General features: G+C 69.1%; 24 protein-coding genes. 14 read left to right on the forward strand and 10 right to left on the reverse strand.

Annotation, left to right across the window (positions count from 1 at the left end):
• Positions 1–28 precede the first annotated feature (28 nt).
• The 5 genes from AACL56_RS31530 to AACL56_RS31550 are packed head-to-tail and all read left to right on the forward strand — an operon-like array spanning position 29 to position 4,731.
• Positions 29–802 carry an SDR family NAD(P)-dependent oxidoreductase gene (locus AACL56_RS31530; protein ID WP_339094206.1) on the forward strand — a complete coding sequence of 258 codons (774 nt, stop codon included), beginning with the start codon at positions 29–31 and terminating at the stop codon, positions 800–802.
• 10 nt (positions 803–812) lie between these two features.
• Positions 813–1,856, forward strand: a complete 1,044-nt coding sequence (locus AACL56_RS31535) for a DUF7064 domain-containing protein (RefSeq protein ID WP_339094208.1) — start codon at positions 813–815, stop codon at positions 1,854–1,856.
• Positions 1,853–2,647, forward strand: a complete 795-nt coding sequence (locus AACL56_RS31540; RefSeq protein ID WP_339094210.1) for an enoyl-CoA hydratase/isomerase family protein — start codon at positions 1,853–1,855, stop codon at positions 2,645–2,647. The genes AACL56_RS31535 and AACL56_RS31540 overlap by 4 nt, the downstream gene beginning before the upstream one ends.
• A 21-nt stretch (positions 2,648–2,668) precedes the next feature.
• Positions 2,669–3,535, forward strand: a complete 867-nt coding sequence (locus tag AACL56_RS31545) for a MaoC/PaaZ C-terminal domain-containing protein (protein ID WP_339094212.1) — start codon at positions 2,669–2,671, stop codon at positions 3,533–3,535.
• Between the two features lie 59 nt (positions 3,536–3,594).
• On the forward strand, positions 3,595–4,731 hold the full coding sequence (locus AACL56_RS31550) for an acyl-CoA dehydrogenase family protein (protein WP_339094214.1): 1,137 nt from the start codon (positions 3,595–3,597) through the stop codon (positions 4,729–4,731).
• A 9-nt stretch (positions 4,732–4,740) separates the two neighbouring features.
• Here AACL56_RS31550 and AACL56_RS31555 read toward each other — a convergent pair whose 3' ends face one another.
• Positions 4,741–5,481: a metallophosphoesterase family protein gene (locus AACL56_RS31555; RefSeq protein WP_339094216.1), complete on the reverse strand. Its 741-nt coding sequence runs from the start codon at positions 5,479–5,481 to the stop codon at positions 4,741–4,743.
• Positions 5,482–5,501: 20 nt separating this feature from the next.
• On the reverse strand, positions 5,502–7,211 hold the full coding sequence (locus AACL56_RS31560; RefSeq protein ID WP_425337100.1) for a hypothetical protein: 1,710 nt from the start codon (positions 7,209–7,211) through the stop codon (positions 5,502–5,504).
• Positions 7,212–7,363: 152 nt separating this feature from the next.
• Between AACL56_RS31560 and AACL56_RS31565 the strand changes: the two genes are divergently transcribed.
• From AACL56_RS31565 to AACL56_RS31600, 8 genes are all read left to right on the forward strand, one after another.
• Positions 7,364–8,035, forward strand: coding sequence for an amino acid ABC transporter permease (locus AACL56_RS31565; RefSeq protein ID WP_126021763.1), 672 nt, complete (start codon positions 7,364–7,366; stop codon positions 8,033–8,035).
• Between the two features lie 24 nt (positions 8,036–8,059).
• Positions 8,060–8,713 (forward strand): amino acid ABC transporter permease, encoded by a 654-nt coding sequence (locus AACL56_RS31570; protein WP_339094219.1) that lies wholly within the window; start codon positions 8,060–8,062, stop codon positions 8,711–8,713.
• A gap of 164 nt (positions 8,714–8,877) precedes the next feature.
• Positions 8,878–9,675 (forward strand): transporter substrate-binding domain-containing protein, encoded by a 798-nt coding sequence (locus tag AACL56_RS31575; protein WP_339094221.1) that lies wholly within the window; start codon positions 8,878–8,880, stop codon positions 9,673–9,675.
• A gap of 138 nt (positions 9,676–9,813) precedes the next feature.
• Complete coding sequence (locus AACL56_RS31580; RefSeq protein ID WP_339094223.1) at positions 9,814–10,593, forward strand: amino acid ABC transporter ATP-binding protein; 780 nt, start codon at positions 9,814–9,816, stop codon at positions 10,591–10,593.
• Complete coding sequence (locus tag AACL56_RS31585) at positions 10,593–11,342, forward strand: sugar phosphate isomerase/epimerase family protein (RefSeq protein ID WP_339094225.1); 750 nt, start codon at positions 10,593–10,595, stop codon at positions 11,340–11,342. Before AACL56_RS31580 ends, AACL56_RS31585 begins: the two co-directional genes overlap by 1 nt.
• A gap of 23 nt (positions 11,343–11,365) precedes the next feature.
• On the forward strand, positions 11,366–12,319 hold the full coding sequence (locus AACL56_RS31590; RefSeq protein WP_339094227.1) for a sugar kinase: 954 nt from the start codon (positions 11,366–11,368) through the stop codon (positions 12,317–12,319).
• 5 nt (positions 12,320–12,324) lie between these two features.
• Positions 12,325–13,305 (forward strand): 2-hydroxyacid dehydrogenase, encoded by a 981-nt coding sequence (locus AACL56_RS31595; protein WP_339094229.1) that lies wholly within the window; start codon positions 12,325–12,327, stop codon positions 13,303–13,305.
• Positions 13,306–13,429: 124 nt separating this feature from the next.
• Positions 13,430–14,452, forward strand: coding sequence for a LacI family DNA-binding transcriptional regulator (locus AACL56_RS31600; RefSeq protein ID WP_339094231.1), 1,023 nt, complete (start codon positions 13,430–13,432; stop codon positions 14,450–14,452).
• Between the two features lie 54 nt (positions 14,453–14,506).
• On the opposite strand, the gene AACL56_RS31605 is transcribed toward AACL56_RS31600, so the two are convergent.
• Positions 14,507–16,156, reverse strand: coding sequence for a GMC family oxidoreductase (locus AACL56_RS31605; RefSeq protein ID WP_339094233.1), 1,650 nt, complete (start codon positions 16,154–16,156; stop codon positions 14,507–14,509).
• Positions 16,157–16,420: 264 nt separating this feature from the next.
• Between AACL56_RS31605 and AACL56_RS31610 the strand changes: the two genes are divergently transcribed.
• On the forward strand, positions 16,421–17,068 hold the full coding sequence (locus tag AACL56_RS31610) for a response regulator transcription factor (RefSeq protein WP_339094235.1): 648 nt from the start codon (positions 16,421–16,423) through the stop codon (positions 17,066–17,068).
• Between the two features lie 16 nt (positions 17,069–17,084).
• On the opposite strand, the gene AACL56_RS31615 is transcribed toward AACL56_RS31610, so the two are convergent.
• The 7 genes from AACL56_RS31615 to AACL56_RS31645 form a co-directional block, all read right to left on the reverse strand.
• Complete coding sequence (locus AACL56_RS31615) at positions 17,085–18,890, reverse strand: ATP-binding response regulator (RefSeq protein WP_339094237.1); 1,806 nt, start codon at positions 18,888–18,890, stop codon at positions 17,085–17,087.
• A 118-nt stretch (positions 18,891–19,008) separates the two neighbouring features.
• On the reverse strand, positions 19,009–20,019 hold the full coding sequence (locus AACL56_RS31620; protein WP_339094239.1) for a CbrC family protein: 1,011 nt from the start codon (positions 20,017–20,019) through the stop codon (positions 19,009–19,011).
• 210 nt (positions 20,020–20,229) lie between these two features.
• Positions 20,230–20,850 (reverse strand): nucleotidyltransferase family protein, encoded by a 621-nt coding sequence (locus AACL56_RS31625; RefSeq protein ID WP_339094241.1) that lies wholly within the window; start codon positions 20,848–20,850, stop codon positions 20,230–20,232.
• A gap of 13 nt (positions 20,851–20,863) precedes the next feature.
• Positions 20,864–21,322, reverse strand: coding sequence for a RidA family protein (locus AACL56_RS31630; RefSeq protein ID WP_339094243.1), 459 nt, complete (start codon positions 21,320–21,322; stop codon positions 20,864–20,866).
• Positions 21,319–22,278: a transglutaminase family protein gene (locus AACL56_RS31635; RefSeq protein WP_339094244.1), complete on the reverse strand. Its 960-nt coding sequence runs from the start codon at positions 22,276–22,278 to the stop codon at positions 21,319–21,321. Before AACL56_RS31635 ends, AACL56_RS31630 begins: the two co-directional genes overlap by 4 nt.
• A 20-nt stretch (positions 22,279–22,298) precedes the next feature.
• Positions 22,299–23,117: a basic amino acid ABC transporter substrate-binding protein gene (locus AACL56_RS31640; protein ID WP_339094246.1), complete on the reverse strand. Its 819-nt coding sequence runs from the start codon at positions 23,115–23,117 to the stop codon at positions 22,299–22,301.
• 32 nt (positions 23,118–23,149) lie between these two features.
• Positions 23,150–25,885 (reverse strand): circularly permuted type 2 ATP-grasp protein, encoded by a 2,736-nt coding sequence (locus AACL56_RS31645; protein WP_339094248.1) that lies wholly within the window; start codon positions 25,883–25,885, stop codon positions 23,150–23,152.
• Positions 25,886–25,947 lie beyond the last annotated feature (62 nt).

Below are 25,947 nucleotides of genomic sequence, written 5' to 3' on the forward strand. Positions count from 1 at the left end.
CAACCAAACTGAATCGAACAGACAACCCATGCAGAATCTCGTCACTCTCGAAGGCCGGACCATCGTCGTCACCGGTGCCGGCCAGGGCATCGGCAAAGCCATCGCGCAGCTGGTGATCGAGCTCGGCGGCAACGTGGTCGCGCTCGACCTCAATCCCGATTCACTCAAGGCCGCCATGGCGGAGCTGCCCGCCGCGCGCGTGCAGCAGGTGGTCGGCAGCGTGACCGATGCGGCCCTGGCCGCCAGCGCGGTGGAGGAGGCCGTGGCGCGCTTCGGCGCGGTGCACGGCCTCGTCAACAACGCCGGCATCACCCGCCCCGCGATGATCGAGAAGATGACGCCGACGCAGTGGCAGGAGGTGATCGACGTGCACCTCACCGGTACGTTCTATTGGCTGCAGGCCGTGGGCCGCCACATGGTGGCGCGCGCGAAGAGCGGCGACACCACGGGCGGCGCCATCGTCAACATCTCGTCGGACGCGGGCCGCAAGGGCTCCATCGGCCAGGTCAACTACGCCGCCGCCAAGGCCGGCATGCTCGGCGTGACGATGACGGCCGCGCGCGAATGGGGGCGCTACAACATTCGCACCAACTCCATCTGCTTCGGCGTGGTCGAGACGCCGATGACCGAGGTGGTGCGCGGCGAGAAATTCCGCGACGGCATGCTCGCGCAGATTCCGCTGGGCCGCTGGTCGACGCCGCAGGAAGTGGTGAAGACCGTGTGCTTCCTGATGTCGGACGCGGCTTCGTACATCACCGGGCAGCACCTGGGCGTGAACGGCGGCTTCCACATCAGCCTCTGAACGGCCGGCCATGTACATGCCGCCCGGCAGCACGCTGCGCCTCGACCCGCGGGACGAGTACACCCACGTGCCCGAAGAAGCCTCGAACTACAACGAGAGCATGTACTTCAACGCCTTCGATACTGCGCGCGGCGTCGGAGCGTGGATGCGGCTGGGCAACCGGCCGCACGAGGGCCATGCGGAAATGACCTGCTGTGTCTACCTGCCCGATGGCCGCGTCGGCTTCATGCATGCGCGGCCGAAGATCGACGGCAACGAGGCGATGGATGCGGGCGGTCTGCGCTTCGAGGTGGTCGAGCCCTTCCGCCGGCTGCGCGCAACGTACGAAGGCGAGCTGCTGCTGATGGACGACCCGCACGCCATGGCCGACCCTGGCAGCGCCTTCAAGCGCTACCCCAGGCGTCCCGCGTCGATCGCGCTCGACTTCGAAGGCGTCTCGCCCATGCACGGCGGCGAGATCGTCGCGGCCGATGGCAGCCGCCTCGCGCTCGACCCCGCGCACGCGGTGTACCGGGGCCACACCGAGCAGAGCATGGCGGTGCGCGGCCACATCACGGTGGACGGCCAGCATTTCGAGATCGATGGCACGGGCTACCGCGACAAGTCGTGGGGCCCGCGGCACTGGCATAGCTTCTATTGGTACAAGTGGCTGCCGGTGACCTTCGACCGCGAGTTCGCGGTGCTGCTGTCGGTCAAGGGCCGCAAGGGGCAGGCCAACCACGTGAGCGGCAACGTGCTGCGCAACGGCCGCCACGAGCCGGTGATCGACGGGCGCATCGTCACCGAGTACGACGAGCTCTATTACCCGCGCAGCTTCACCGCCCATGTGCGCACCGCCGAGCGCAGCTACACCTTGCAGGGCAAGGTCGGCGCGCTGGTGCCGCTGCGCCACAGGCGCCCGGACGCTGCGGGCGGCGGCAACTCGTACACCCGAATCACCGAAGGCATCACCGAATACCGCTGCGAAGGCCGCCGCGTGCTCGGCATGTCGGAGTACTGCGACGCGATGGTCGACGGCACGCCGGTCTCCGTGCTGGAGGAACCCGCGCCATGAAGACGATCGAATTCCGCGTGGACGGCGGCGTTGCCCTGCTGACGCTGAATCGTCCGGAGGCAAAGAACGCGCTCGACCCGGTGATGGCCGACGAACTCGGTGAGCTGCTGGAGGCCCTTCGCGCGGATGCATCGGTGCGCGTGCTCGTCATCACCGGCGCGGGCGGCGCTTTCTGCGCGGGTGGCGACGTCAAGGCAATGGGGCAGGGCGGCGCGCGCACGCATGCGCAGCGCCGGGACGGCATGGCGCGCTATTCGCGCATCTGCACCGGATTGATGGCGCTGGAGATTCCGGTCATTGCCGCGGTCGACGGCGTGGCCTTCGGGGCGGGTTTCAGCATCGCTCTGATGTGCGACATCGTGCTGGCCAGCGAGCGCGCGCGGCTGTGCTTGGTGTTCCAGCGCATCGGGCTCATCCCGGACATGGCCGCGCACTACACACTGCCGCGCGTGGTCGGCCTGCAGCGCGCGAAGGAGCTGATCTTCTCGGCGCGCGAGGTCGATGCCGCGGAGGCGCTGCGGCTGGGCATCGCGATGGAAGTGCTGCCGGTGGATGCGCTGCTGCCGCGCGCACAGGCCATCGCGGGCAGCTTCGCGGGCGCGTCGCCGCTGGCCATGGGCGTGTCGAAGCGGGCGCTGCAGGGCTCGCTCGGGCACGACCTGCAGGCCGTGCTGGACATCGAGGCCGATGGCCAGGCGACGGCTTCCGGCAGCGACTACGCGAAGGAGGCCGTGCGGCGCTTCGCCGCGCGCGAGCCCGCACAGTTTCGCTGGCCTGCGGCCTCGTCCTGAATTTGCACAGAGAAATCACCCATGCTCGACTACCGCAAGGCACGTGACTGGCAATCCGGCGACGTGCGCCACGCCTACACGGCGAAAGACACGATGCTCTACGCCCTCGGCCTCGGCCTGGGCGCCGACCCGCTCGACCAGCAGCAGTTGCGCTTCGTCTACGAGAAGGACCTCGCGGCGCTGCCCACCATGGCCGCCGTGCTGGCTTCGCCGGGCTTCTGGATGCGTGAGCGCAGGGAGATCGGCATCGACTTCATGAAGCTGGTGCACGGCGAGCAGGCGGTGCGCCTGCATGCACTGCTGCCACCGACGGGCACGGTCGTGGGTCGCACGCGCGTCACGCGCGTGGTCGACAAGGGCGAAGGCAAGGGAGCGATCCTGCATGCCGAGAAGGAACTCGCGGACGACGACGGCCGCCCGCTCGCCACGGTGGAAAGCGTCTACTTCCTGCGCGGCGATGGCGGCTTTTCGAGTGCGGGCGGGCAAGCCGACGAAGCGGCAGCGCCCTCGGCGCCCACGCCGGACACCACGCCCGATCACGTGCTCGACCTGTCGACACGGCCCGACCAGGCCCTGCTCTATCGCCTCTCGGGCGACATGAATCCGCTGCATGCGGAGCCTGCTTTCGCGGCCAGGGTCGGCTTTGCCCGTCCCATCCTGCATGGGCTCGCGACCTGGGGCATGGCGGGGCGCGGATTGATCGCTGCGTACGCGGACTTCGAGCCCGCACGACTGCACGCGATGCGCGCCCGGCTGTCGGCACCGGTCTATCCCGGCGAGACGCTGCGGCTCGAAAGCTGGCGCGATGGGGCGGAGGTGGCGTTTCGCCTGCGCGCGGTCGAGCGCGATGTGCTCGTGCTCACGCACGGACGCGCCGAACTGCGATAGCGCAGCGCCGGGCTCACCCAGTTCACCGGGCCACCGAGGCCCCTATCCAAGGAGACCACATGAATTTCGACCTGCCCCCCGATGCCGAAGAGATGCGGGTGGCCACGCGCGACGCCGTCGATGCGTTGCTGAAGCTGGAGCCGCGCTACCACGAGACCGAGGAGGTGCCCGAGCAGGTGGAGGCCACGCTGCGCGAGATGGGCTTCTACGGCATGGCCATTCCCGAGGCCTACGGCGGCATGCCGATGGACCATCTCACCAGCGTGGCGGTGCAGCTCGAGCTGGCGCGCCTGCCGCCGCAGTTCTGGCCCTTCGTGCGTTCCGCGCTCGGCCCGGGCGTGCACATCATCGTGGACCACGGCTCGGAGGCGATCAAGAAGAAGTGGCTGCCCGAGATCGCCTCGGGCCGCTCGCGCAACTGCATCGCCATCACCGAGCCGCACGCCGGCTCGGACGCGGCGCGCATGCTCGCGTCGGCGACGCGCGAGGGCGACCACTATGTGCTGAACGGCGTGAAGACCTTCATCTCGAACGCGAACCACGCGCACTCGATCACCGTGCTGGCGTCCACCGACCGCTCCGCCGGCAAGCGCGGCATCTCGGCCTTCCTGCTGGACACCACCACGCCGGGTTTCAAGGTGACGCGCACCATGCCGACCATGGGCTGGATGGACGACAGCCTGTGCGAGATCTCGTTCACCGACTGCCGCATTCCCGCGGAGAACCTGCTGGGCGAAGAAGGGCGCGGCCTGTCGTACGCGATGTCGGGCCTGAACGAAGGCCGGCTCAACGTCGGCTGCCAGGCGCTGGGCCCCGCGCAGATCGCGCTCGACGAAACCATCGAGCATGCGAAGACGCGCGTGACCTTCGGCCAGACGCTGGGTGAGCACCAGGCGATCCAGCACATGATCGCGGACATGGCGATGGACCTGCACGCCGCGCGCGTGGTGCTGTTCGAGGCGGTCTGGCGCGCAGCGCGCGGCGAGGACGCGCGCATGAAGGCATCGATGGTGAAGGTGATCTGCACCGAGGCGGCCTGCCGCATCGCCGACAAGGCGCTGCAGATCTTCGGCGGTTCGGGCTACTGCCGCGGCACCATCGTCGAACGGGTGTATCGCGACCTGCGGGTGCTGCGCATCTACGAAGGCGCGTCGGAGATCCACCGGAACATGATCGCCAAGCAACTGCTGTCGTAGGTGCGGCCGCTACGGCAGCAGGTAGCCGGTGCGCAGTGCGCTCGCCCAGTCGGTCCGCTGGCGCGAAAGGGCCAGTGCGGCCATGGGCCGATGGTCGTACGGCACCGACAGCAGCGCGCAGGTCCACGCGCCGGCCCGTTGTTCCGCGATGGCGTAGCGCGCGTCCGGCGAAGCTGTCTGCACGGCATGCGGGAACGGATGAATGTCGTCGTATGCCGGCAGGCCCACGCTCCCCGGATTGACGATCAACTGTCCGCTGGAAGCACGAACGGCGCGAGGCATGTGCGTGTGGCCGCATGCGACCAGTGGCGCATCCACCTGGCCGAGGCGCGCGTCGATCTCCTGCAAGGTGGCCGCACGGAACAGCGACGGTTCGACCGTCTCGAGAAAGTACTCGACGTCGCTGGCCGGCGTGCCGTGGCACAGCATGACGTCGGGGCCGAGGCGCAGGGCCGGTTCGAGCGACGCCAGCCATTCGAACTCCGTCGGGCCCAGGCACGAATGGGCGAATTCGTCGGAGGGGCCCCGCCGGCCCGGGCCCGGCGTCAGCAGCTGGCGCTCGTGGTTGCCGGCCAGGTGCACCCAGTCCTGCGCCATGAGGAACCGCGCGGTCTCCAGCGGCATCAACGGACCCGACACGCTGTCGCCGAGGTTCACGACCAGGTCGGCGCCGCGGCGGGCGATGTCCTCGACCACGGCCTGGAGAGCCGGTAGGTTGCCGTGAATGTCCGAGACGATGGCGATGCGCATCGCGCGATCCTGCCGTCCGGTCAGTCCGCCCCGGGCCGCCACACGCGCGCCAGCGCGGCCAGCTTGCCGCGAAAGCCCAGTCTGTCATTGGACAGTGCGTCGATGAAGTCCGAAAGGCGCTGCGACTTCACCATGGTGTAGATGGTGAGCCAGGTGGTCGCCACGAACACCACGCCGAACCAGATCGCCTTGCGCCACAGCGGCGCATCGGCCTCGGCCAGCAGGTTCATGCCCAGGAAGCCGGTCGTGATGGTGCCGATGAGCCCGAACAGCGTGACCACCGTGAGCCGCACCACGGTGCTGGCCTGGCGGCGCAGGCTGTCGGCGTCGAGGTAGGTGTTCATGTCGGCGATGCGCGACTTGACCTCGTCGTAGAGCGGATCGAGCCCGAGGTGCGTGGCGCACATGTGCGAGAGCGCGCGCACCTGCGCCTGTTCGGAGATCTCGTGGAACCAGTAGCGGTGCGTGAAGCGCAGGAAGCGCTCGAAGCTCGCGCGGATGGCGCGCTTGAACTGCTTCACGCTCGGCGTGCTGCGGATGTCCAGCCGCTTCAGTGCCTCCACCAGCTGGTCGGAGAACATCAGCAGCGAGGCCTTCTGGAAGTGTGCGATCAGGAACAGCAGGAAGTGCTGGTGCCTGAATTGCGCAAGCACGCCGCGGTCGCGGCAGCAGAAGAATTCGGACTGGGCGTCGCCCACCACGACCAGCGCATGGCCGTTGCACAGGTAGCGCGTGTTGGGCGCGGCGCCGGCGTTCACCCAGAAGCGGTCGTAGCAGTACTTGTGCTCGAAGTCCGCGAGGTGATGGTCGGCGTACGGCAGGTGGGCATCGGTGGCGCCCGCGCCGGTCACCAGCGCCAGCCGCACGAAGTCGTCGCGCGTCAGCCGCCGCGGATCGTCCAGCGACAGGTAGGCCATGACCGGCATGCGGTAGTACTCGATCTGCCGGTAGCGCAGCGCGCCGGGCTCGTCCGAGTAGTCGGTCACCAGCGGCTGCATCAGGTAGGCCCAGTGCGAGGAAATGCGCGGCGCGCGATGCTGGGCCACGTGCGACAGGAAGGCCTCGCGCTGCTGCGCGTCGGAACGCGCGAGCACCCGGCCGTCTGCGGCCAGCCATTCGACGCTGGCCATGCAGTGCAGCGCGGTGCCGTCGGGCTCCCAGCCGGACGGGTAGGCGCGCCCGAAGCGATAGAGAATCTCCTGCGCCTGTGCGAGACCCAGGTCGTCGGCGCCGACCTCGAGATTGAGCAGCACCACGTCGATGTCGAAGAAGAAGTACAGGTCGCAGTGGATCACCTGCAGCATGACCGGCGCATCGCCCGCACGCGCCACCACGCGCACGGCCGCGATGTCGTGGCGGCGGAAGATGCGCATCGGCGAATCGCCGTCGCCGCCGGTGCTGTCCGTCGCGCCGCGCGCGCGGCCCTCGCCGTAGAGAAAGCGCTGCACGTAGGGCAGAAAGCTCACGAACTCGTTGTAGTGCCGCTCGTGGAAGCGGCTGCTGTCGCCGGTGTATTCGTCGACCTCCTCGCGCCAGGGCGAGGCATCGCCCATCTCGCGCAGCACGTGCCAGGGGCCATGGTGGGCGGGCTTGGCGTCGGCCGCGGGCATCAGGCGCAAGGGCCAGAGCAGCGCCTGCCTGAAATGGCGTACCGTGGGGGTGTCGGCGCGCACCGCTGCGGCGACCGTGTTTTCCTCTGTGAGCATCGTGGCCGAGGGCGAGTTCAGCATCGCCGAGTGTAGGCAGGGGGTAGGACAAAATGACCACCTAGGGGAATCCCTAGATCGCTCTGAAACCGGTTTCATATAAGCTGCAAGCATTGCTTTTTGGCATGCACGCGCCCATCCGGCGTTTTCCTGCACCTGTTGCGCGCTCGCCCACCATGAACTACCAGTTTCAATTCGACGCCGTCTTTGCCGCCTGGCCGCTGCTGCTCAAGGGCACCTGGATCACCATCCAGCTGTCGCTGGTGGCCACCGTGCTGGGCCTGGTGGTGGCCATCTTCTGCGCCTGGGGCAAGACTTCGGGGCCGGGCTGGCTGCGCTTCATCATCAATGCCTACATCGAGGTGATCCGCAACACGCCGTTCCTCGTGCAGCTGTTCTTCTTCTTCTTCGCGCTGCCGGCCATCGGACTGCGCTGGTCGCCGCAGACGGCCGCGCTGGTGGCCATGGTGGTGAACCTGGGCGCCTACGCCACGGAAATCATCCGTGCGGGCATCGAGTCGATCCCCAAGGGGCAGATCGAGGCGGGCCGTGCGCTCAACCTCAAGCCCTGGGAAATCTTCCGCTTCGTCATCATCAAGCCGGCATTGAAAGCCATCTACCCGGCGCTCACCAGCCAGTTCATCCTGCTGATGCTGAGCTCGGCCGTGGTCTCGGTCATCTCTGCCGACGACCTGACCTCGGTGGCCGCCAACCTGCAGTCGCAGACCTTCCGCAGCTTCGAGATCTACATCGTCGTCGCGGCCATCTACCTGGCGCTGGCGCTCGCCTTCTCGGCGATGTTCAAGCTGATCTACAAGCGCACGCTCAACTACCCGGACCGCCGGTAAGAGACCACGGACGGAGCAGACACCATGCGTACCTTCGGCTATCCCGAATTCCTTTTCATCCTCGAAGCGGCCAAGTGGACGCTGGCGCTGTCGGCCATCGCCTTCGTGGGCGGCGCGATCCTGGGGCTCCTCATCGCGCTCATGCGCACCTCGGAGTCCGGCTGGGCCCGCGGCATCTCGACCACCTTCATCCAGATCTTCCAGGGCACGCCGCTGCTGCTGCAGCTGTTCCTGGTGTTCTTCGGCGCACCGGTGCTGGGGCTGGACATCAACCCCTGGGTGGCGGCCGGCGTGGCGCTCATCCTGAACAGCGCCGCCTTTCTCGGCGAGATCTGGCGCGGCTGCATCGAGGCCATTCCGCGCGGCCAGTGGGAAGCGGCCGAGGCGCTGAGCCTCAGGTACAGCGCCCGCATGCGCGACGTGGTGCTGCCGCAGGCGCTGAAGATCGCGCTGGCGCCCACGGTCGGCTACGTGGTGCAGATCATCAAGGGCACGTCGCTCGCGGCCATCATCGGCTTCGTCGAGGTGACGCGTGCCGGGCAGATCGTCAACAACGCCACCTTCCAGCCGCTGATCGTGTTCTCGGTGGTGGCCGCCATCTACTTCGTGATCTGCTGGCCGCTGTCGCTGCTGGCCGCACGCATGGAGCGCAAGCGCGCCCGCGCCCTGGCGAGATGACTACTCCCCCAGTCTTCGCGCACTTCGTGTCGCTTCGCCAACCCCCTCGCCGGGGGCAACACCGGCGGCCCGGCCAAGCCGGTTCCGCGGCGTTCCACGAACGAAACCGTTCATTGCGCTGATTTTTTCCCGTCGCTTCCTTCTTTATCCAGGAGACACATCCCATGACCCGTACCACCACCCGCCGCGCAGCCATCGCCGCCCTCGGCCTGGGCGCCGCCCTCACCGTGTTCGCCCCTTTCGCCTCGGCCCAGTCCGTGGCCGACATCAAGAAGAAGGGCGAGATCACCATCGGCATGCTGGTCGACTTCCCGCCCTACGGCACCACCGACGCGAAGAACCAGCCCGACGGCTACGACGCCGACGTGGCCAAGCTGCTGGCCAAGGACTGGGGCGTGAAGGCCAACATCGTGCCGGTCACCGGCCCGAACCGCATTCCTTTCCTGCTGACCAACAAGGTCGACCTGCTGGTGGCTTCGCTGGCCATCACGCCCGAGCGCTCGAAGCAGGTGCAGTTCTCCACGCCGTATGCGGCCGCCACCATCGTGCTGTACGGCGCGACCAAGACCCCCATCAAGGCCGCTGGCGACCTGAAGGGCCTGCGCGTTGGCGTGGCCCGCGCTTCGACGCAGGACGTGGCCGTGACCAAGGCCGCGCCGGAAGGCACCGAGATCCGCCGCTTCGACGACGACGCATCGGCCATGCAGGCCCTCATCTCGGGCCAGGTCGATGCCATCGGCTGCTCGGTGACCGTGGCTGCGCAGATCGCCAAGCGCGTGCCCGCCAACACCTTCGAAAACAAGTTCACGCTGGTGCAGCAGTCGATGGGCATCGCGATGCGCCCCGGCCAGGACGAGCTGACCAAGGCCGTGAACGACTTCGTGCAGAAGAACACCGCCAATGGCGAGCTGAACAAGCTCTACCAGAAGTGGCTGCAGGCCGACCTGCCGAAGATGAACTGACCCCCAGTCTTCGCGCACTTCGTATCGCTACGCCAACCCCCTTGCGGGGGCAACACCAGCGTCCCGGCAAAGCCGGTTCCGCGGTGTTCCACGAGAAGTCGCAGAGGGCCGAACAATGAAATATCGGAAGCAACGAGCATGACGGACGCAGTCACAAACGCCGCGACCACGGAATCGATCATCCGCATGGAAGCGGTCAACAAGTGGTACGGTGAATTCCAGGTGTTGACCGGCATCGACCTGTCGGTGCGCCAGGGCGAGCGCATCGTGATCTGCGGGCCTTCGGGCTCGGGCAAGTCCACGCTCATCCGCTGCATCAACCGCCTCGAGACGGTGCAGAAGGGCCGCATCGTGGTCGACGGCATCGACCTCACGGCCGGTGGCAAGAACGTCGACGCGGTGCGCGCCGAGGTGGGCATGGTGTTCCAGCAGTTCAACCTGTTCCCGCACCTGACCATCCTGGAGAACTGCACGCTCGCGCCGATGCGCTCGCGCGGCATGACGAAGGCGCAGGCGGAGGAGGTGGCCATGAAGTACCTCACGCGCGTGCGCATTCCCGAGCAGGCCGGCAAGTACCCGAGCCAGCTGTCGGGCGGCCAGCAGCAGCGCGTGGCGATCGCGCGCGCGCTGTGCATGTCGCCCAAGATCATGCTGTTCGACGAGCCCACTTCCGCGCTCGACCCCGAGATGGTCAAGGAAGTGCTCGACACCATGATCGGCCTCGCCGAGGACGGCATGACCATGCTGTGCGTCACGCACGAAATGGGCTTTGCCCGCAGCGTGGCCGACCGCGTGATCTTCATGGCCGAGGGCAGGATCGTCGAGCAGGCCCCGCCCGAGGAATTCTTCGGCAACCCCAAGGACGAGCGCACGCGCCAGTTCCTCGGCCAGATCCTCAGCTCGCACCAGGGGCACTGATGTCCTTCGAGGTCCTGATCTCTCTGTCGTCCTTCGGTTCGGCCGAGGTGGGGCGGCACGGCCAGTTGTGGTGCTCCGAACTGGGTCGCGCGGCGGGCGCCGATTCGGTGGAAGTGCGCGGCGAGATGCTGCGCGACGCCGATGCGGAACTGCCCGCGCTGAATGGCCTGGCCTCCGTGTATTCCAGCCCCGAGGGCCTGTGGGCCCAGGGCGGTGAGCTCGACAGCGCTGCGCTCCGGCGCAGCATCGCGGCCGCCACGCGCGTCGGCGCGAAGCGGCTGAAGATGTCGATCGGCGACTTCCAGGCGTCGTCGCACGGTTCGCTCCAGGGCCTGAAGACGGAACTGGCCGCGACCCCCGTCGAACTCGTGATCGAGAACGACCAGACCGTGCGCGCCGGCACGCTGGCCGCATTGCAGGCCTTCTTCGACGCGGCCGACGGCGCCGGCCTGTCGCTGGGCATGACCTTCGACATGGGCAACTGGCACTGGGTGGGCGAGTGCCCGCTGCAGGCCGCGCAGGCCCTGGGCCACCGCGTGCGCTACGTGCATTGCAAGGGCGCGCAGCGCCTGCCGAACAAGTGGGTCGCGGTGCCGCTGGGCGACTCGGTCGCGCCGTGGCGCGCCGTGTTGCGCGCGCTGCCGGCCGACGTGCCGCACGCCATCGAATACCCGCTCGTGGGCGACGACCTGCTGGCCGTGACCCGCGCGCAGATCGACTTCATCCGCGCCGCGCGGGCGCAGTTCTAGATCTTCCGGAAAACCAGAACAACATGACAGATTCCACCGCCTTCGACGTGGCTCTCTTCGGCGAGGCCATGCTGCTGCTCGTGGCAGACCGGCCCGGTCCGCTGGAGAACGCCGAGTCGTTCTTCAAGCGCACCGCCGGCGCCGAGACCAACGTGGCCATCGGCCTGTCGCGCCTCGGCCTGAAGGTGGGCTGGGCCAGCCGCCTGGGCACCGACTCGATGGGCCGCGCGCTGCTGGCCGCGATGCGCGCAGAGGGCATCGACTGCTCGCACGTGATCACCGACGCGACGCAGCGCACCGGCTTCCAGTTCAAGGGCCGCGTCACCGACGGCAGCGACCCGCCGATCGAATACCACCGCAAGGGTTCGGCTGCGAGCCAGATGGGCCCGGCCGATGTCGACGAGGCCTGGCTGCGCTCCGCGCGCCATCTGCACGCCACCGGCGTGTTCGCCGCCATCTCCGACACCAGCCTGCAGGCCGCGCTGAAGACCATGGACGTGATGCGCGCCGCCGGCCGCACCATTTCCTTCGACACCAACCTGCGCCCCACGCTGTGGTCGTCCACCGACACCATGCGCCACTGGGTCAACGAACTGGCATCGCGCGCCGACTGGGTGCTGCCCGGCATCGAGGAGGGCCTGCTGCTCACCGGCCACGACAAGCCCGAGGACGTGGCCAGGTTCTACCGCGAGCGCGGCGCGAAGCTGGTGGTCGTCAAGCTCGGCGCCGCGGGCGCCTACTACGACAGCGACGTGGCCGGCACCGGCCATGTCGACGGCTTCCCGGTGAAGGAAGTGATCGATACCGTGGGCGCGGGCGACGGCTTCGCGGCCGGCGTGGTGAGCGCCCTGCTCGAAGGCAGGAGCGTGCCCGACGCCGTGCGCCGCGGCGCATGGATCGGTGCGCGTGCCGTGCAGGTGCTCGGCGACACCGAGGGCCTGCCGACGCGGGCGCAACTCGAAGAAGCGGGGCTCTGAAAACCATGGCGCAGAAGAATGTCGTCGTCTTTCGTTCGTTGCCCGGAGACCAGCTCGCGCGGCTGCAGGCCGCGCACCACGTCGTCGTGGCCGATCCGCGCAAGGAACCCGAGGCCTTTGCCGCCGCGCTGCGCACGGCCAACGGCCTGATCGGCTCGAGCTACAACGTCGATGCCGCGTTGCTCGATGCAGCACCGCAGCTCGAGGTGATCTCGAGCGTGTCGGTCGGTGTCGACAACTACCCGCTGGCCGAACTGCACAAGCGCGGCATCGTGCTGTGCCACACGCCCGACGTGCTCACCGAGACGGTGGCCGACACGGTGTTCGCGATCCTCATGGCCACGCAGCGCCGCGTGGTCGAGCTGTCGAACCTGGTGCGCGAAGGCCGCTGGACGAAGAACATCGGCGAGGAGCTGTTCGGCACCGACGTGCACGGCAAGACGCTGGGCATCCTCGGTTTCGGCCGCATCGGCCAGGCGGTGGCGCGCCGCGCCGCGCTGGGCTTCGGCATGCCGGTGCTCTACCACTCGCGTCGCGCCGTCGACCTGGCCGCGCAGGCGCCCGAACTGCAAGGTCGCGCCGCGCACACGCCGCTGGACGACCTGCTCGCGCGCGCCGACATCGTGCTCGCGATGCTGCCGCTGACCGACGCCACGCGCGGAATGATCGACGCGGGCTTCTTCGCCCGCATGAAGCCGGGTGCGTCCTTCATCAACGGCGGCCGCGGTGCCACGGTGAACGAAGAAGCGCTGCTGCACGCGCTCGACCACGGCACCTTGCGCGCCGCCGGCCTCGACGTCTTCGCCAAGGAGCCGCTGCCGGCCGACTCGCCGCTGCGCACCCATCCGCGCGTGACGCCGCTGCCGCACATCGGCTCGGCCACGCACGAGACGCGCCATGCGATGGCTGAGCTGGCGACGACGAATTTGCTGCAGGTGCTGGCTGGAGAGAGGCCGACGGCGCCGTACGACACGGCGAGCGCATGACCGGTGCCAGGCTTTACTCCCTCCCCCGCTGGGGGAGGGCAGGGGTGGGGGCAAGCAGCGCATCCAATGGGCGCTCTGCCTGCCCCCGTCCCAACCTTCCCCTAGAGGGCGAAGGAGCGAGACCATGAAACCGACCGGCCGCGCCACCATCGCCGACGTCGCCGAGGAAGCCGGTGTCTCCAAGGCCACCGTCTCGCGCTTCCTCAACCACCGCGAGCGATTGCTGAGCCCCGACATCGCGGCGCGCGTCGAGGTGGCCATCGCCAAGCTGGCCTATTCGCCGAGCCCGATGGCGCAGGCGCTCAGCCATGGCCGCTCGCGGCTCATCGGCCTGATCGTGGCCGACATCACCAACCCGTATTCCGTCGCCGTGCTGCGCGGCGCGGAGAAAGCCTGCCAGGACGCCGGCTACCTCGTGATGCTGTTCAACCTCGGCAACGAGAGCGAACGCGAGCGCGAGGCGATCAATGCGCTGGCGGGCTACCAGGTCGACGGCTTCATCCTCAACACGCTGGGCCGCGGCAGCAACGTGGTCGACGCGGTCACGCTGCACGGCAAGCCGGCGGTGCTGGTCGACCGCCGGCACATCGGCATGCACACCGACTTCGTCTCGCTCGACAACCATGCAGCGATGCAGGCCACCTGCGGCCACCTGGTCGAAGGCGGCTTCCGCGAACTGCTCTACGTGACCGAGCCGCAGAAGGGCGTGAGCTCGCGGCGCGAGCGCACGGCGGCCTTCGGCGCCTGCGTGGCGGCGCACGAGCCCCGCGTGGCGGGCGAGATCTTCGAGTGCGTCGAGGGCGGCAACGAAGAACTCGACGAAGCCCTGCGCGCGCTGCGCCAGCGCGCCAAACGCGGACGCCGCGCCGCCGTGGTGGCCGGCAATGCCGTGGTCACGCTGCGCGTGGCGCAGGCCATGGCGCGGCTGGGCTGGCAGTTCGGTGAAGACCTGGGCTTCGTCGGCTTCGACGACCCCGAATGGGCGTCGCTGATCGGTCCCGGCCTGAGCACCGTGGCGCAACCCACCGACGCCATCGGCCGCACGGCCGCGACCTGCCTGATCGAGCGCCTGCGCGGCCTCGACGTGCCGCCCCGGCAACTGCTGTTGCCCGGTGACCTCGTGGTCAGGGGCTCGTCGCAAGCCTAGGCGCGCGCCGGCTTTCGCGCGCCTCGCGTGGGGAAGCGCCGGTTTCGCAGTGCCTCATGAGGGAGGCAGCCTTGCATCAGCCACCGCACGGTCGAAGGTGATCGGGCCGCGCATCCAGTCGGCGGCACGCTCGGCGATCATCACGGTCGGCGCATTGGTGTTGCCGCCGATCAGCGTCGGCATGACCGAGGCATCGACCACGCGCAGGTTCTCGACGCCGTGCACGCGCAACTGGGCATCGACCACCGACATCGCGTCGATGCCCATCCTGCAGGTGCCCACCGGGTGATAGATGGTGTCGGCGCGCGCGCGGATGTGCTGCGACAGCGCCTCGTCGGTGTGGGCGTCGGCGGTGTAGAGCTCCTGCTGGCGGTACTTCGCGAGCGCCGGGGCGTCCATGATCTCGCGCGTCTTCTTCACGCCTTGCAGCAGCAGCGCCATGTCCTCGGGTTCCGACAGGAAGCGCGGATCGATGCGCGGTGCGGCCGCGGGGTCTGCGCTGTTCAACCGCACGTCGCCGCGGCCCTTCGGCCGCAGCACGCACACATGGCACGAGAAGCCGAAGCCCGCGTGCAGCTTGCGCGCATGATCGTCGGTGATGGCGATCACGAAGTGCAGCTGCAGGTCGGGCCGCGGTGCGTCGGGCGACGACCGGATGAAGGCGCCGCCCTCGGCGAACGGCGTGGCCACGAGGCCGGTGCCTCGCCTGCGCCACTCGAGGATCGCCTTCGCGAGCTTCCAGGTGGCCACCGCGCCGATGCCGAAGAGCTCCGTGTCCTTCGAGCGGTACGAGAGGATGAAGTCCGTGTGGTCCTGCAGGTTGCGTCCCACGCCCGGCAGCGCGTGGCGCACTTCGATGCCGTGGCTCGCCAGCTCGGCCGGATCGCCGATGCCGGACAGCATGAGCAGTTGCGGCGAGTTGAAGGCACCGCCGCACAGCACCACCTCGCGGCGAGCGGCAAGGATCTCGGAGTGGCCGCCGCGGTGGATCTCGACGCCCACGGCACGCCGTTCCTGGAGCACCACGCGCTGTGCCTGCGCGCCGGTCAGCACCGTGAGGTTGGAGCGCTTCATCGCCGGATGCAGGTAGGCCGCGGCCACCGAGCAGCGCTCGCCGTTCCTGTCGCCGCCGTGGAACTGCGTGACCTGATAGAGGCCAGCGCCTTCCTGCTCGGGGCCGTTGAAATCGTCGTTCCGGGGAACGCCGCAGTCCTGTGCGGCGCGCACGAAATCCTCGGTGATTGCGCGCGGGCTCTGCTGCTCGGCCACCTGCAGCGGCCCGTCGGCCCCGTGCAGCGCGCTGGCGCCGCGCTGGTTGCCCTCGGCGCGGATGAAGTAGGGCAGCACCTCGTCGAACGACCAGCCGGCGCAGCCCGCGCGCGCCCAGTCGTCGTAGTCCTCGCGGTGGCCACGCACGTAGAGCATCGCGTTGATGGCGCTCGAGCCGCCCAGGCAGCGCCCGCGCGGCTGGTAGCCGCGGCGCCCGCCGAGACCCGACTGCGGCACGGTCTGGTAGGCGTAGTTGTTGATGCGCGGCCGGCCCGGCAGCATCGCCACCGTGGCGGCCGGCGCCCGCACGAGAATGCCGCGCCCGTCGCCGCCGGCCTCGACCAGGCAGACCTGCACGCCTGGGTCCTCGCTGAGCCGGGAGGCCAGCGTGGCACCGCCCGAGCCGCCGCCGACGATCACGTAGTCGAACTCCATGGCACCTGTTCCTGTTGTTCTGTTTGTGCGGCTCCTGCCGGCGCTGTCGACTGTAGGAATCAACCCGCGGGCAGCGCTTGGCGTTTTCCCTCGGTCGTCCGCGCGGCGATGGGGGAATCGGCCCTCCGCAACACCGCCGCGTGCAGCTTCTCCGGCTCGTGCCTGCGCTTGGACCGCGGCGTGAACGTCGACCCCCGCTCAACTGAAATGCCCGCTCTCGCCAGCACTGGGCCCTCGGCCTGAGTTGCATACAGAATCGGAGGCATGTCCTCCACGATTCTGCTGATCGACGACCACGCCATGTTCCGCGAGGGCCTGCGCCTCGCATTGAAGCAGGCAGACCCTTCGATGACCGTCGAGACCGCCAGCACCGGCGGCGAGGCGCTCGACGCGCTGTCGACGCTGCCGGTCATCGACGCGGTGATGACCGACTACTACCTCCCCGACGTCGGCGGCGCGGCCCTGGTGCAGCAGCTGCACCGGCGCCGTGGCGGCATGCGCATCCTGGTGCTGTCGGCCTCCGAGGACCCGCACGACATCGAGAGCGCGCTGGAGGCCGGCGCGCGGGGCTTCGTGCACAAGTCGGCCGACAGCCGCCAGCTGCTCGACGCCCTGCGGCGCGTGATCGGCGGCGAGCAGCGGGTGGTGCATGCCCTGCAGCAGGGCGCCTCGGCACTGCCCGTGATGTCGACCCCGACCGACAGCCTGGGCCGCCTGACCGCGCGCCAGACCGAGGTGCTGCAGCTGGTGTGCGAGGGACTGCGCAATGCGCAGATCGCCGAGCGGCTGGAGACATCGGAAAAAACCATCAAGGCGCACATCTCCGCGATCTTCGCGGCGCTCGGTGTGTCCAACCGCACGCAGGCCACGATCGCCGCGCGCCGCGTGGGCCTGCTGGGCAAGCCACGATAGGGCGCGCGGAGGTCTTTCACCCGGCCGCGCGCGCCGCGAGCAGCTTCTCGACCCAGCCGCGCAGCATCTCCACTTCCACGGGCTTGTGGAGCATCGGGATCGAACGCGCGGCGGCCTCGATCAGCCGCGCCGGGTCGGTGTCGCCGCTGACCAGCAGTGCCGGAATGGCGGCGTCGTTGTATTCCTCGTGCAGCCGGTCGATCGCCTCGATGCCGGTCTCGTGCTCGCGCAGGCGGTAGTCGCTCACGATCAGTCCGGGCCGGCCGGGCACGTCGGCGGTCAGCGCGACCAGTTCGGCCGGACCGGCGGCGGCGATCACGCGGTGGCCCCAGCTCTCGAGCAGCAACTGCAGGCCCTCGCGGTTCTGCGCGTCGTCGTCGATGACCAGGATCAGCTGCCCCGTGCTTCCTACAACGGCGGCTGCGGGCGCAGCGCCCGCAATGGCCGCCGCGGCATCGGCTGCGGGCGTGCCGTCCTCCGTGCCCGCGATGGGTGCCGACGCCGGCTGCGCGGCCACGTCCAGCATGAAGACGGTACCGCGGCCTTCGGTGGAACGCAGCGACAGCGCATGCCCCAGCAGCGCGGCCGTGCGGCGGACGATGGCGAGGCCCAGCCCGAGGCCCTTGCTGCGATCGCGCTCCGGGTTGCGCAGCTGGTGGAACTCCCAGAACACGCGCTCGTGCTCGTGCTTCGGAATGCCCGGCCCGGTGTCCCAGACCTCGATGCGCACGGTGCCGCCGCGCCGGCGGCAGCCGATCAGCACGCGGCCTTCATGCGTGTGCGCGATGGCGTTGCTGACCAGGTTGCGCAGGATGCGTTCGAGCAGCACCGGGTCGGAGCGGACGCGGTCGGGGCAGCGGCGCACTGTCAGGCGCAACCCCTTCTGCAGCGCTTGCGGCGTGTATTCCGCGCGGATCTGGTCGAGCAGGCGATCGAGCGGAAAGCTCTCGAAGCGCGGGTGGATCACGCCTGCATCGAGCCGCGAGATGTTGAGCAGCGCATCGAACAGGTGGCCCATCGCGGCACTGGCCCGGGTGATGTTCTCGACCAGGTAGCGCCCGTGCTCCGACAGCCGCTCGTTGGCGAGGAGGCCGAGAAAGAGGCTCATGGCGTGCACCGGCTGCCGCAGGTCGTGGCTCGCCGCGGCGAGGAAGCGCGACTTCTCCAGGTCGCTGCGTTCGGCCGCTTCCTTCTCGAGGCGCACCTGCTGCAGCAGCGCCATGTTCTCGTACCCCAGCCGCAACGCGTTCAGGTGGGTGCGGTTCATGCGATGGATGAAGGCGACGGTGGCCACCAGGTAGGCCGCGCCGCTGGAGACCAGCGCGAGGTTCACGGCCGACGGCTGCACCGCCAGCGCGATGAAGGTCGGCGCGAAGGTCGGCACCACGAACGCGTACACGGCGGACAGCACCATGTAGTTCGAATAGATCGCGCCCGTGCCGAGCCCGAACAGCACGACGATGAAGAACAGCTGGTACTGGAGCGGAACGAAGAACGTCCAGTAGGCGAAAGGCAGCCCCCACAGCAGGCCCGAGGCGATGTTGCCGGCGATCATCCGCCGCAGCCATCGTTCGCCCGAGCCGGGGCGCTCGCGCGTGCGCGCGTGCTGGACCATCGCGCCGAGCCGCCAGGCCGCTACCAGCAGCGTGACCGAGATCCAGGCGGCGACCTGCGCCTGCGGCACCGCGGCCAGCATCACGTAGGCCACCACGCAGGCCGAGACCGCCGAACCGGCGAGCGCGAACGGGAAGCTGCGCAGCAGCACGGAGAGCTGGACTTCGAAGACGCGTTGGCTGTCGGTCGGCGCGGTGAGTGTGGTCATCTGGAGCTTGCGGAATGCCGCAGTGTTCTAGCGCGGCGGTCGGGAATGCGCATCGGACTTTGGTCCCGTGGCGCGTGCGGGCGGGAGCATTGCCGGCAGCGATGCCGGTGCCGCGGGTTCAGCTGTGGTCGACGTAGCCGCCGAGCTTGCCGCAATGCACGCAGCCGAAGACGAACACCGCGATGTCGCGCTTGCGCGAGGGCGTGTCGAGCAGCCATTGCCAGTCGGTGTCGCCGCCGAGGCCTGCGGTTTCGCACACGGTCTCCACCAGGTCCGTGCCCGCGTCGGACGCGAGGAGCGCGCGGTCGACATGCTCGATCTCGCCGAGGAAGCGGCCCGCGTCGTTGCAGTGCGCCCACCACTGCTCCTGCTGGAAGCTGAAGAAGCTGGGCGTGCGTTGCGACACTTCGGCAACGACGCTGGCGGGCAGGTCGACCTCGCCCATGCCCACACCGGCCGAATCGTTGAACTCGCCGTCGAATTTCGCCGCGGCCGAGCCGTCGGCAATGCACCAGGGGCAGAAGTGCGATTCGTCGCCCACCGCGTAGAAGCTGCCGCCGTAGATGTAGCCCGTTGCCTGGCCGCAGCATTCGCAGGTCTCGCCCGACGTGTGCATCACGCCCGAGCGGAACGGGTCGGCGTAGTACGGGAACTCCGGCAGTGCACGTGCCGGGTCGGGCTGCACGGCTTCGGGAATGCGCGCCTGGTCGATGGCCGCCTGCAGGTCGATGGCATACGGCGCGCACCAGAGGTTCTGGAACACGTCGAACAGGAACACCGCGTCACCGACGGCGCCGGTGGCTTCGTCGCGCAGCACGAGAAGCTGCCGCGCGAGGGTGTAGTCGTGCGCGATGCTGATGCCGTTGCGCGGAAAGCGCGCGTCCTTCAGCGCCAGCTTCGTGTAGTGCGCGATGTCCTCGCCGGTGCGCTTCATCTGCTTGCGGTCGGTCGCGTCGAACACCGGGTGCAGCTGCCATTCGCAGTCGCGGTTGCGCGGGTCGCCGAAGGTGCCGCCGTTGGAGGCCGCATAGCGGCCCTCGAGCACGGGCGGCAGCGTGGCGCCGAGCTTGCCTTCGAGTGCGCGCAATGCGCTGGCGGGAGCGGGAGGTGGCGGGACGTATCGGGACATGCGGTGGAGCGGTAAAGGCGAGTCGATGGAATGCGTCGGGTGACACCCATGGGCAGCAGACGTGTTTGTAACCGCCTTCCGGAATCCGGCGCCCTGCGGCGACACGCTGCCCGGCTGGAGCGCAACGCTCTTTCTCCTTTTCGCTCTCTCGCGCCGACGGCGCGAGCCGCTACACCCCTGGTATTCGCGATGCGGAACCCGGGGTGTTCGTCACGGTGCAGACGCTGAAGCGCCATCAGCGCCATCAGCGCCATCAGCAGTGGCAGTGGTCGGGGGCTCGATGCTGAGCCATGGCCATCGTGCCCGATAGTCCGCCGCCTTCTTCAGGAACAGGGCCGGCACCGGCAGCAGCGGATTCATCCGCAGGATGCCGGCGGCGAGGTCTTCGAGCCTGTCGGGCGCGTAGAGCGAGCCGTCGGCCAGGTCGATGCCCACGCGGGTGCAGGCGATCGGATAGCGGTCGATGCCGTCGCGCGCCGACACGAGCCGGGGGTAGTGCGCATCGAAGCGCTGCGCGTACCAGAGGTGCACGCGCGCCTGGTTCTTGACCTCGACCTTCGCGCCCAGGTCGGCCACGGTGTCGTTCACACGCCGGATGACCGCGTCCTCGGCTTCCCACGACAGGTCGCTGTCGTCGAAATAGAAGACGTCGTAGTCCTTCACGCCCCAGCCCGGCGGCCGGCCGGCAGTGCGGTTCCAGATGGACTGGAACAGGCAGCCGGCCGTGAGGTGGCCCTGTGGAAGGCCGAGGCCGGGGAGGCGGCTCGCCAGCGCCGCGTTGACGGGGTCCTGCATCGCCTGCGCGATGAGGTCGTCGGGCGTCAGTTGCAAGTGCTTTGCGCGATCAGCCGATTTCGGCGACCAGTTCGATTTCCACGCAGGCACCCATCGGGATCTGCGCCACGCCGAAGGCGCTGCGGGCATGCGCACCCTTCTCGGGGCCGAAGACTTCGGCGAAGAATTCGCTCGCGCCATTGGTCACGAGATGCTGCTCGGTGAAGGTGCCGACCGAGTTCACGAGGCTCATCACCTTGACGATGCGCTTGACCTTGTTCAGGTCGCCCACGGCCGCGTGCAGCGTGCCGAGCAGGTCGATCGCGATGGCGCGTGCGGCCTGCTTGCCTTCCTCGGTGCTCAGGTTGGCGCCCAGCTGGCCGGTCCAGACCTTGCCGTCCTTCTTCGCGATGTGGCCCGACAGGAACACGAGGTTGCCGGTCTGCACGAAAGGCACATAGGCGGCGGCGGGGGCCGAGACGGGGGGAAGGGTGATGCCGAGGCTGGAAAGTTTGTCGTAAACGCTCATGGAGACTCCTTGTCTTGGGAAGGCGATTGTGTCTGTGTTTGCGCGGGCTCCCCAGCCGCTTCCCCCACTGGCTGCACGGTCACGCCGACCCGCAGCGTGTGCCTTGCGCCGCCATGGAGTACGCCGCGCATCGGCGACACGTCGGAGTAGTCGCGACCGATGGCCAGCGTGACGTAGTCCTCGCCGGGCTGGCGGCCGTTGGTGGGGTCGAAGTCGGCCCAGCCGCCGGGGTCTCCGCTTTCCTCGCCAGGGAGGTAGACCGACACCCACGCATGCGAGGCATCGGCGCCGACCAGCCGGGGCTGGCCGGGCGGCGGCTGCGTGAGCAGGTAGCCGCTCACGTAGCGCGCGGGCAGGCCCATGGTGCGGAAGCACGCGATCATGATGTGGGCGAAGTCCTGGCACACGCCCTTGCGCTGCGCGAGCGCCTCGACCGCGGGCGTGTTGATCTCGGTGCTGTCGGCGTCGTACGCGAAGTCCTCGTACATGCGCTCGGTGAGGTCCATCGCCACATCGAAGGCCGGGCGGCCCGGTGCGAAGCTGGCGCGCGCGTAGGCCGCGAAGTCGTCGTGCCGCGGCACGTAGGGCGACGGAAAGACGAATTCGGACGCGGCGTCGAAGGCGGCGTCCTTGCGGAAGCGGAAACGCTCGCGAACGCTTTCCCAGGGCAGCTCGCGCGCCACGGCGGGCGAGAGCACGGGCACAGAGGTCTCGACCACGCTTTCGGCGGTGACCACCAGGCGGTCGTGCGTGGCCTCGAGCGCAAAGAAGGCGCGCGTGTTGCCGTACAGGTCGGCCTGTTCGTTGCGTTGCGCGGGAGGGGGTTCGATGGCGAGCCTGTGGCTCACGAGCCGCTGCGAATCGGTGGCGAGCGGCTTCAGGTGGGCGAGATGCTGGGCCGTTTCGACCGGCGGCGCATACTCGTAGCGCGTTTCGTGGGTGACTTGAAGCAGCATGGCGCGAGGGGAGGCAAGGTCTACTTCGGCTCGTTGCCGAAGTGCGAGGCGTAGATCTTCGCGTAGGTGCCATCGGCGCGGATGCCCTCGAGACCCTGGTTGAGCTTGGCCAGCAGCTGGGCGTTGCCGCGCTTGACGGCAATGCCGTACTTCTCGACCGGGAAGCTCGCGTCGCTCACCGTCCTGAAGCCGCCGGCGGTGTTGTTGGCGAGGTAGTGCACCACCACGCCGTTGTCGGCCACCACGGCCTGCACGCCGCCGGCTTCCAGCTCCTTGAGCGCGAGCGGCGTCGACTCGAAGCGCTTGATGCTGGTGCTCGACTTGCCCAGCAGCTTGCCCACCACTTCGTCGCCGGTCGTGCCGTTCTGCACGCCGACCTTCATCGTCTTGATGTCGTCGAACTTCGCCACCGGCGAATCGTTGCGCACCGCGATCAGCTGCCTGGCGTCGAAGTAGGGCTGCGAGAAGTCCATCGTCTGGCGGCGCTCGTCGGTGATGGTGATGGCCGATACAAGCAGGTCGCGGTCGCCCTGTTCGAGCGCGTTGAAGATGCCTTCCCAAGGCGTGTTCACGAACTTGACCTCGAGTCCGGCCTTCTTCGCCACCGCGTTGACCACGTCGATGTCGAAGCCGACGATCTCGCCCTTGTCGTTCTGCGACTCGAAGGGCGTGTAGGCGGCGTCGGTGCCGACCACGAGCACGCGCGCCGGAACCGGCGGGGCCGGGTTCGCGCTGGCCGGCGCGTCGCCTTCCTGCTTGCTGCAGGCGGTCATGGCAAGTGCGACGCACAGGCCTGCGGCGGTGAGTGCGAAGCGACGGGAAATCGCGATGCCTGGCATGGTGTCTCCTGGGGACTGTCGTTGTCTGCGGTTCAAGCTCCGACGGAGCGCAGCGATTCTGAGGTCAGCGTGAAGTAGCGCGTGCCGATGGCATCGCTCACGTGGTAAGCGGCTGTTTCGCAGCTGGCGAGCAGCTCGACCAGCGCCGGGTAGTTGGCGTCGGGGCCCGCGGCGCAGAGATGTTCGAGCGTCCACGTGGCCGGATCGGGCAGTTCGTACGACAGCGCGGTGAGCTTGCCGGGCGCGCTTCCGGCCAGCCGCGCGATGCGCCCGCGCAGCGTCTGCGTGACCCATGCGAGCGAGCGTGGATTCTCGGCGTCGAGCACCAGCAGGTCGACCATGGTGGCGACGTCGCGGCGCTGCTGGTAGCGCGCATGGAAGGTGATGGTGCTGTCGAACAGCGCCACCATGGCCTCGAAGCCGCTCACTTCGTGCACCGCGCCGTTCTCGAAGCCGGCCTCCAGCGCGTTCGCCAGGAAGCCGAGGCGCTCGATGTGGCGGCCGATGGACAGCAGCCGCCAGGCGTCGTCGCGCGTCATGCGGTCGGTCTGTGCGCCGGTCATGGCGGCCAGCGCAGTGCTGGCCGATTCGAGTGCGCGCAGCGCGGCGCTGGCCGCAAAGCTGCCTTCGCCGGCCTGCTCGGCCGCGCGGCGCAGGAATTCGGCCTCGGTGCGGACGATCTGGTTCCAGTTGTCCTGCGACAGGCGCTCGCGCACGGCGGCCGCGGCCTGCCGGATGCACTTGAGGCTGTAGCCGACGCTGCCGCCGCGCGCCACGTCGCCGAGTTCTGCGATCAGCGCGCGCTCGAACACGCGGCGCGACTGCGGCGCGCTCGGCACTTCGGCCGGCACCAGCGCATTGCGCAGCGCCAGGCGGTGGAGCCATTCGAGCAGCGGACGGGACGACTGGTCTTCGCCGCCCAGCAGGTTGAGCGTGAGACGCGCCAGACGCACCGCGTTCTCGGCGCGCTCGGTGTAGCGGCCGAGCCAGAACATGTTCTCCGCGGCGCGGCTGGTGACGGGCGCACGGTGCCGTGCAAGCGAGGCCGGCGTCGCGTGCGGCTGCAGCAGCGTGGTGCGATCGACCTCGCCGTGCGTCTGCACCCACACGTCGGCACTGCTGCCGCCGCGCTGCATGGAGGCGATCTGCGCGTCGGGCCCCGCGAGCCGGGCCAGGCCGCCGGGCAGCACACGCCAGGACTGCGCGCCGTCGCTCACCGCGAACACGCGCAGCAGCACCGCGCGCGGCGCGATGTGGCCGGGGCCCATGTCGGCGGCCCAGGTGGGCATCTGCGACAGCGGCAGGGCGCCCTGCACGGTGTGCACGTCGCCTTCGCGCACGATGCGGCCGGCCCATTCGTCGAGCTCGCGCCGGCCGAGCTGGCTGCCGAGCACCGCGTCGAAGGTGGCGCGGCCGTCGAAGCCGGGGTAGGTGGGCTTGATGGCGCAGTCGCCGAGCTGCGGCAGCACGGCCTCGAGCGCGGCGCGCTCGCCGCACCACCAGGTGGGCAGCGCCGGCAGCTTGAGCTTCTCGCCGATCAGGCGGCGTGCCAGCCCGGGCAGGAAGCCCAGCAGCGCGGGCGATTCGAGGAAAGCCGAGCCCGGCATGTTGGCCACCAGCACGTTGCCCGCGCGGATGGCCTGCAGCAGGCCAGGCACGCCGAGCGTGGAATCGGGGCGAAGCTCGAGCGGGTCGAGGAACTGGTCGTCCAGCCGCTTGATGAGGCCGTGCACCGGGCGCAGGCCCTGCAGCGTCTTCAGGTACAGGCGCTGGTCGCGCACGGTGAGGTCGTTGCCCTCGACCAGCGTGATGCCCAGGTAGCGCGCAAGGTAGGCGTGCTCGAAGTAGGTCTCGTTGTACGGCCCCGGCGTGAGCAGCGCGATGTGCGGCGGCACGCCGGCCGGGCACATGCGCTGCAGCCCTTCCATCATGGCGCTGTAGGTGGCGGCCAGGCGCTGCACATGCAGTGCCTCGAAGGCCTGCGGAAACTGGCGCGTGATGGCCAGGCGGTTCTCGAGCAGGTAGCCCAGGCCCGAGGGCGCCTGCGTGCGCTGCGACACCACCCACCAGTTGCCGTCGGGGCCGCGGGCGAGGTCGAAGGCGGCGATGTGCAGCCAGGTGTCGCCCGGCGGCTTCACGCCATGCAGGGCGCGCAGGTAGCCGGGGTGTCCGCGCACCAGCGCCGGCGGAATGAGGCCTTCCGCCAGCAGCTGCTGCGGGCCGTAGACGTCGGCCATCACGCGGTCCAGCACGCGCACCCGCTGCAGCACGCCGGCCTCGATCTGGCTCCAGCTCTCGGGCGAGACGATCAGCGGGAACAGGTCGAGCGACCAGGGCCGCTGCGGACCGTCGGCGTCGGCGTAGACGTTGTAGGTGACGCCGTTGTCGCGGATCTGCCGCTCCAGGCTGACCGCCCGGCGCGGCAGGTCGTTGAAGCCGCCCGGGCCGAGCTGTTCGAAGAAGGCGTTCCAGGCGGGCGTGAGCGGCGGTTGCTCGCCGGACGCGCCCTGCCGGGATTGCGACTGTGACTGCGACTGGGATGGAGACTGCGTCACGGCCGGCCGTTCGGCCGCGGCGTCGTACAGCAGCGGCGCTGCCGCAGGAGCTGGCGCGGCGCCCGGCGCCGGCCGCACGGATGCTGCCGCAGTGGCCTGGCCGCGCAGTTCGTCGAAATGGCCGGGCAGGGCGGCAGGGGCGAGTGCCGACGCCAGGGCAGCCGGAAAGTCCAGGGCCTGGGCGTCGAACAGGGATTCGTTCAGGGGTTCCACAGGGGGTGGATTGTCACACCCTCGTCATGCAGGTGCCGCGACGCCGGTGTGCCAGAGGGCTC

This window comes from Variovorax paradoxus, assembly GCF_902712855.1.
Lineage (GTDB): Bacteria > Pseudomonadota > Gammaproteobacteria > Burkholderiales > Burkholderiaceae_C > Variovorax > Variovorax paradoxus_Q.

What these genes read in the sequence shown, in the direction of transcription:
- AACL56_RS31530 (WP_339094206.1), top strand. Translation starts at nt 29, where the DNA reads ATGCAGAATCTCGTCACTCTCGAAGGCCGGACCATCGTCGTCACCGGT.
- AACL56_RS31535 (WP_339094208.1), top strand. Translation starts at nt 813, where the DNA reads ATGTACATGCCGCCCGGCAGCACGCTGCGCCTCGACCCGCGGGACGAG.
- AACL56_RS31540 (WP_339094210.1), top strand. Translation starts at nt 1,853, where the DNA reads ATGAAGACGATCGAATTCCGCGTGGACGGCGGCGTTGCCCTGCTGACG.
- AACL56_RS31545 (WP_339094212.1), top strand. Translation starts at nt 2,669, where the DNA reads ATGCTCGACTACCGCAAGGCACGTGACTGGCAATCCGGCGACGTGCGC.
- AACL56_RS31550 (WP_339094214.1), top strand. Translation starts at nt 3,595, where the DNA reads ATGAATTTCGACCTGCCCCCCGATGCCGAAGAGATGCGGGTGGCCACG.
- AACL56_RS31555 (WP_339094216.1), bottom strand. Translation starts at nt 5,481, where the DNA reads ATGCGCATCGCCATCGTCTCGGACATTCACGGCAACCTACCGGCTCTC.
- AACL56_RS31560 (WP_425337100.1), bottom strand. Translation starts at nt 7,211, where the DNA reads ATGCTGAACTCGCCCTCGGCCACGATGCTCACAGAGGAAAACACGGTC.
- AACL56_RS31565 (WP_126021763.1), top strand. Translation starts at nt 7,364, where the DNA reads ATGAACTACCAGTTTCAATTCGACGCCGTCTTTGCCGCCTGGCCGCTG.
- AACL56_RS31570 (WP_339094219.1), top strand. Translation starts at nt 8,060, where the DNA reads ATGCGTACCTTCGGCTATCCCGAATTCCTTTTCATCCTCGAAGCGGCC.
- AACL56_RS31575 (WP_339094221.1), top strand. Translation starts at nt 8,878, where the DNA reads ATGACCCGTACCACCACCCGCCGCGCAGCCATCGCCGCCCTCGGCCTG.
- AACL56_RS31580 (WP_339094223.1), top strand. Translation starts at nt 9,814, where the DNA reads ATGACGGACGCAGTCACAAACGCCGCGACCACGGAATCGATCATCCGC.
- AACL56_RS31585 (WP_339094225.1), top strand. Translation starts at nt 10,593, where the DNA reads ATGTCCTTCGAGGTCCTGATCTCTCTGTCGTCCTTCGGTTCGGCCGAG.
- AACL56_RS31590 (WP_339094227.1), top strand. Translation starts at nt 11,366, where the DNA reads ATGACAGATTCCACCGCCTTCGACGTGGCTCTCTTCGGCGAGGCCATG.
- AACL56_RS31595 (WP_339094229.1), top strand. Translation starts at nt 12,325, where the DNA reads ATGGCGCAGAAGAATGTCGTCGTCTTTCGTTCGTTGCCCGGAGACCAG.
- AACL56_RS31600 (WP_339094231.1), top strand. Translation starts at nt 13,430, where the DNA reads ATGAAACCGACCGGCCGCGCCACCATCGCCGACGTCGCCGAGGAAGCC.
- AACL56_RS31605 (WP_339094233.1), bottom strand. Translation starts at nt 16,156, where the DNA reads ATGGAGTTCGACTACGTGATCGTCGGCGGCGGCTCGGGCGGTGCCACG.
- AACL56_RS31610 (WP_339094235.1), top strand. Translation starts at nt 16,421, where the DNA reads ATGTCCTCCACGATTCTGCTGATCGACGACCACGCCATGTTCCGCGAG.
- AACL56_RS31615 (WP_339094237.1), bottom strand. Translation starts at nt 18,890, where the DNA reads ATGACCACACTCACCGCGCCGACCGACAGCCAACGCGTCTTCGAAGTC.
- AACL56_RS31620 (WP_339094239.1), bottom strand. Translation starts at nt 20,019, where the DNA reads ATGTCCCGATACGTCCCGCCACCTCCCGCTCCCGCCAGCGCATTGCGC.
- AACL56_RS31630 (WP_339094243.1), bottom strand. Translation starts at nt 21,322, where the DNA reads ATGAGCGTTTACGACAAACTTTCCAGCCTCGGCATCACCCTTCCCCCC.
- AACL56_RS31635 (WP_339094244.1), bottom strand. Translation starts at nt 22,278, where the DNA reads ATGCTGCTTCAAGTCACCCACGAAACGCGCTACGAGTATGCGCCGCCG.
- AACL56_RS31640 (WP_339094246.1), bottom strand. Translation starts at nt 23,117, where the DNA reads ATGCCAGGCATCGCGATTTCCCGTCGCTTCGCACTCACCGCCGCAGGC.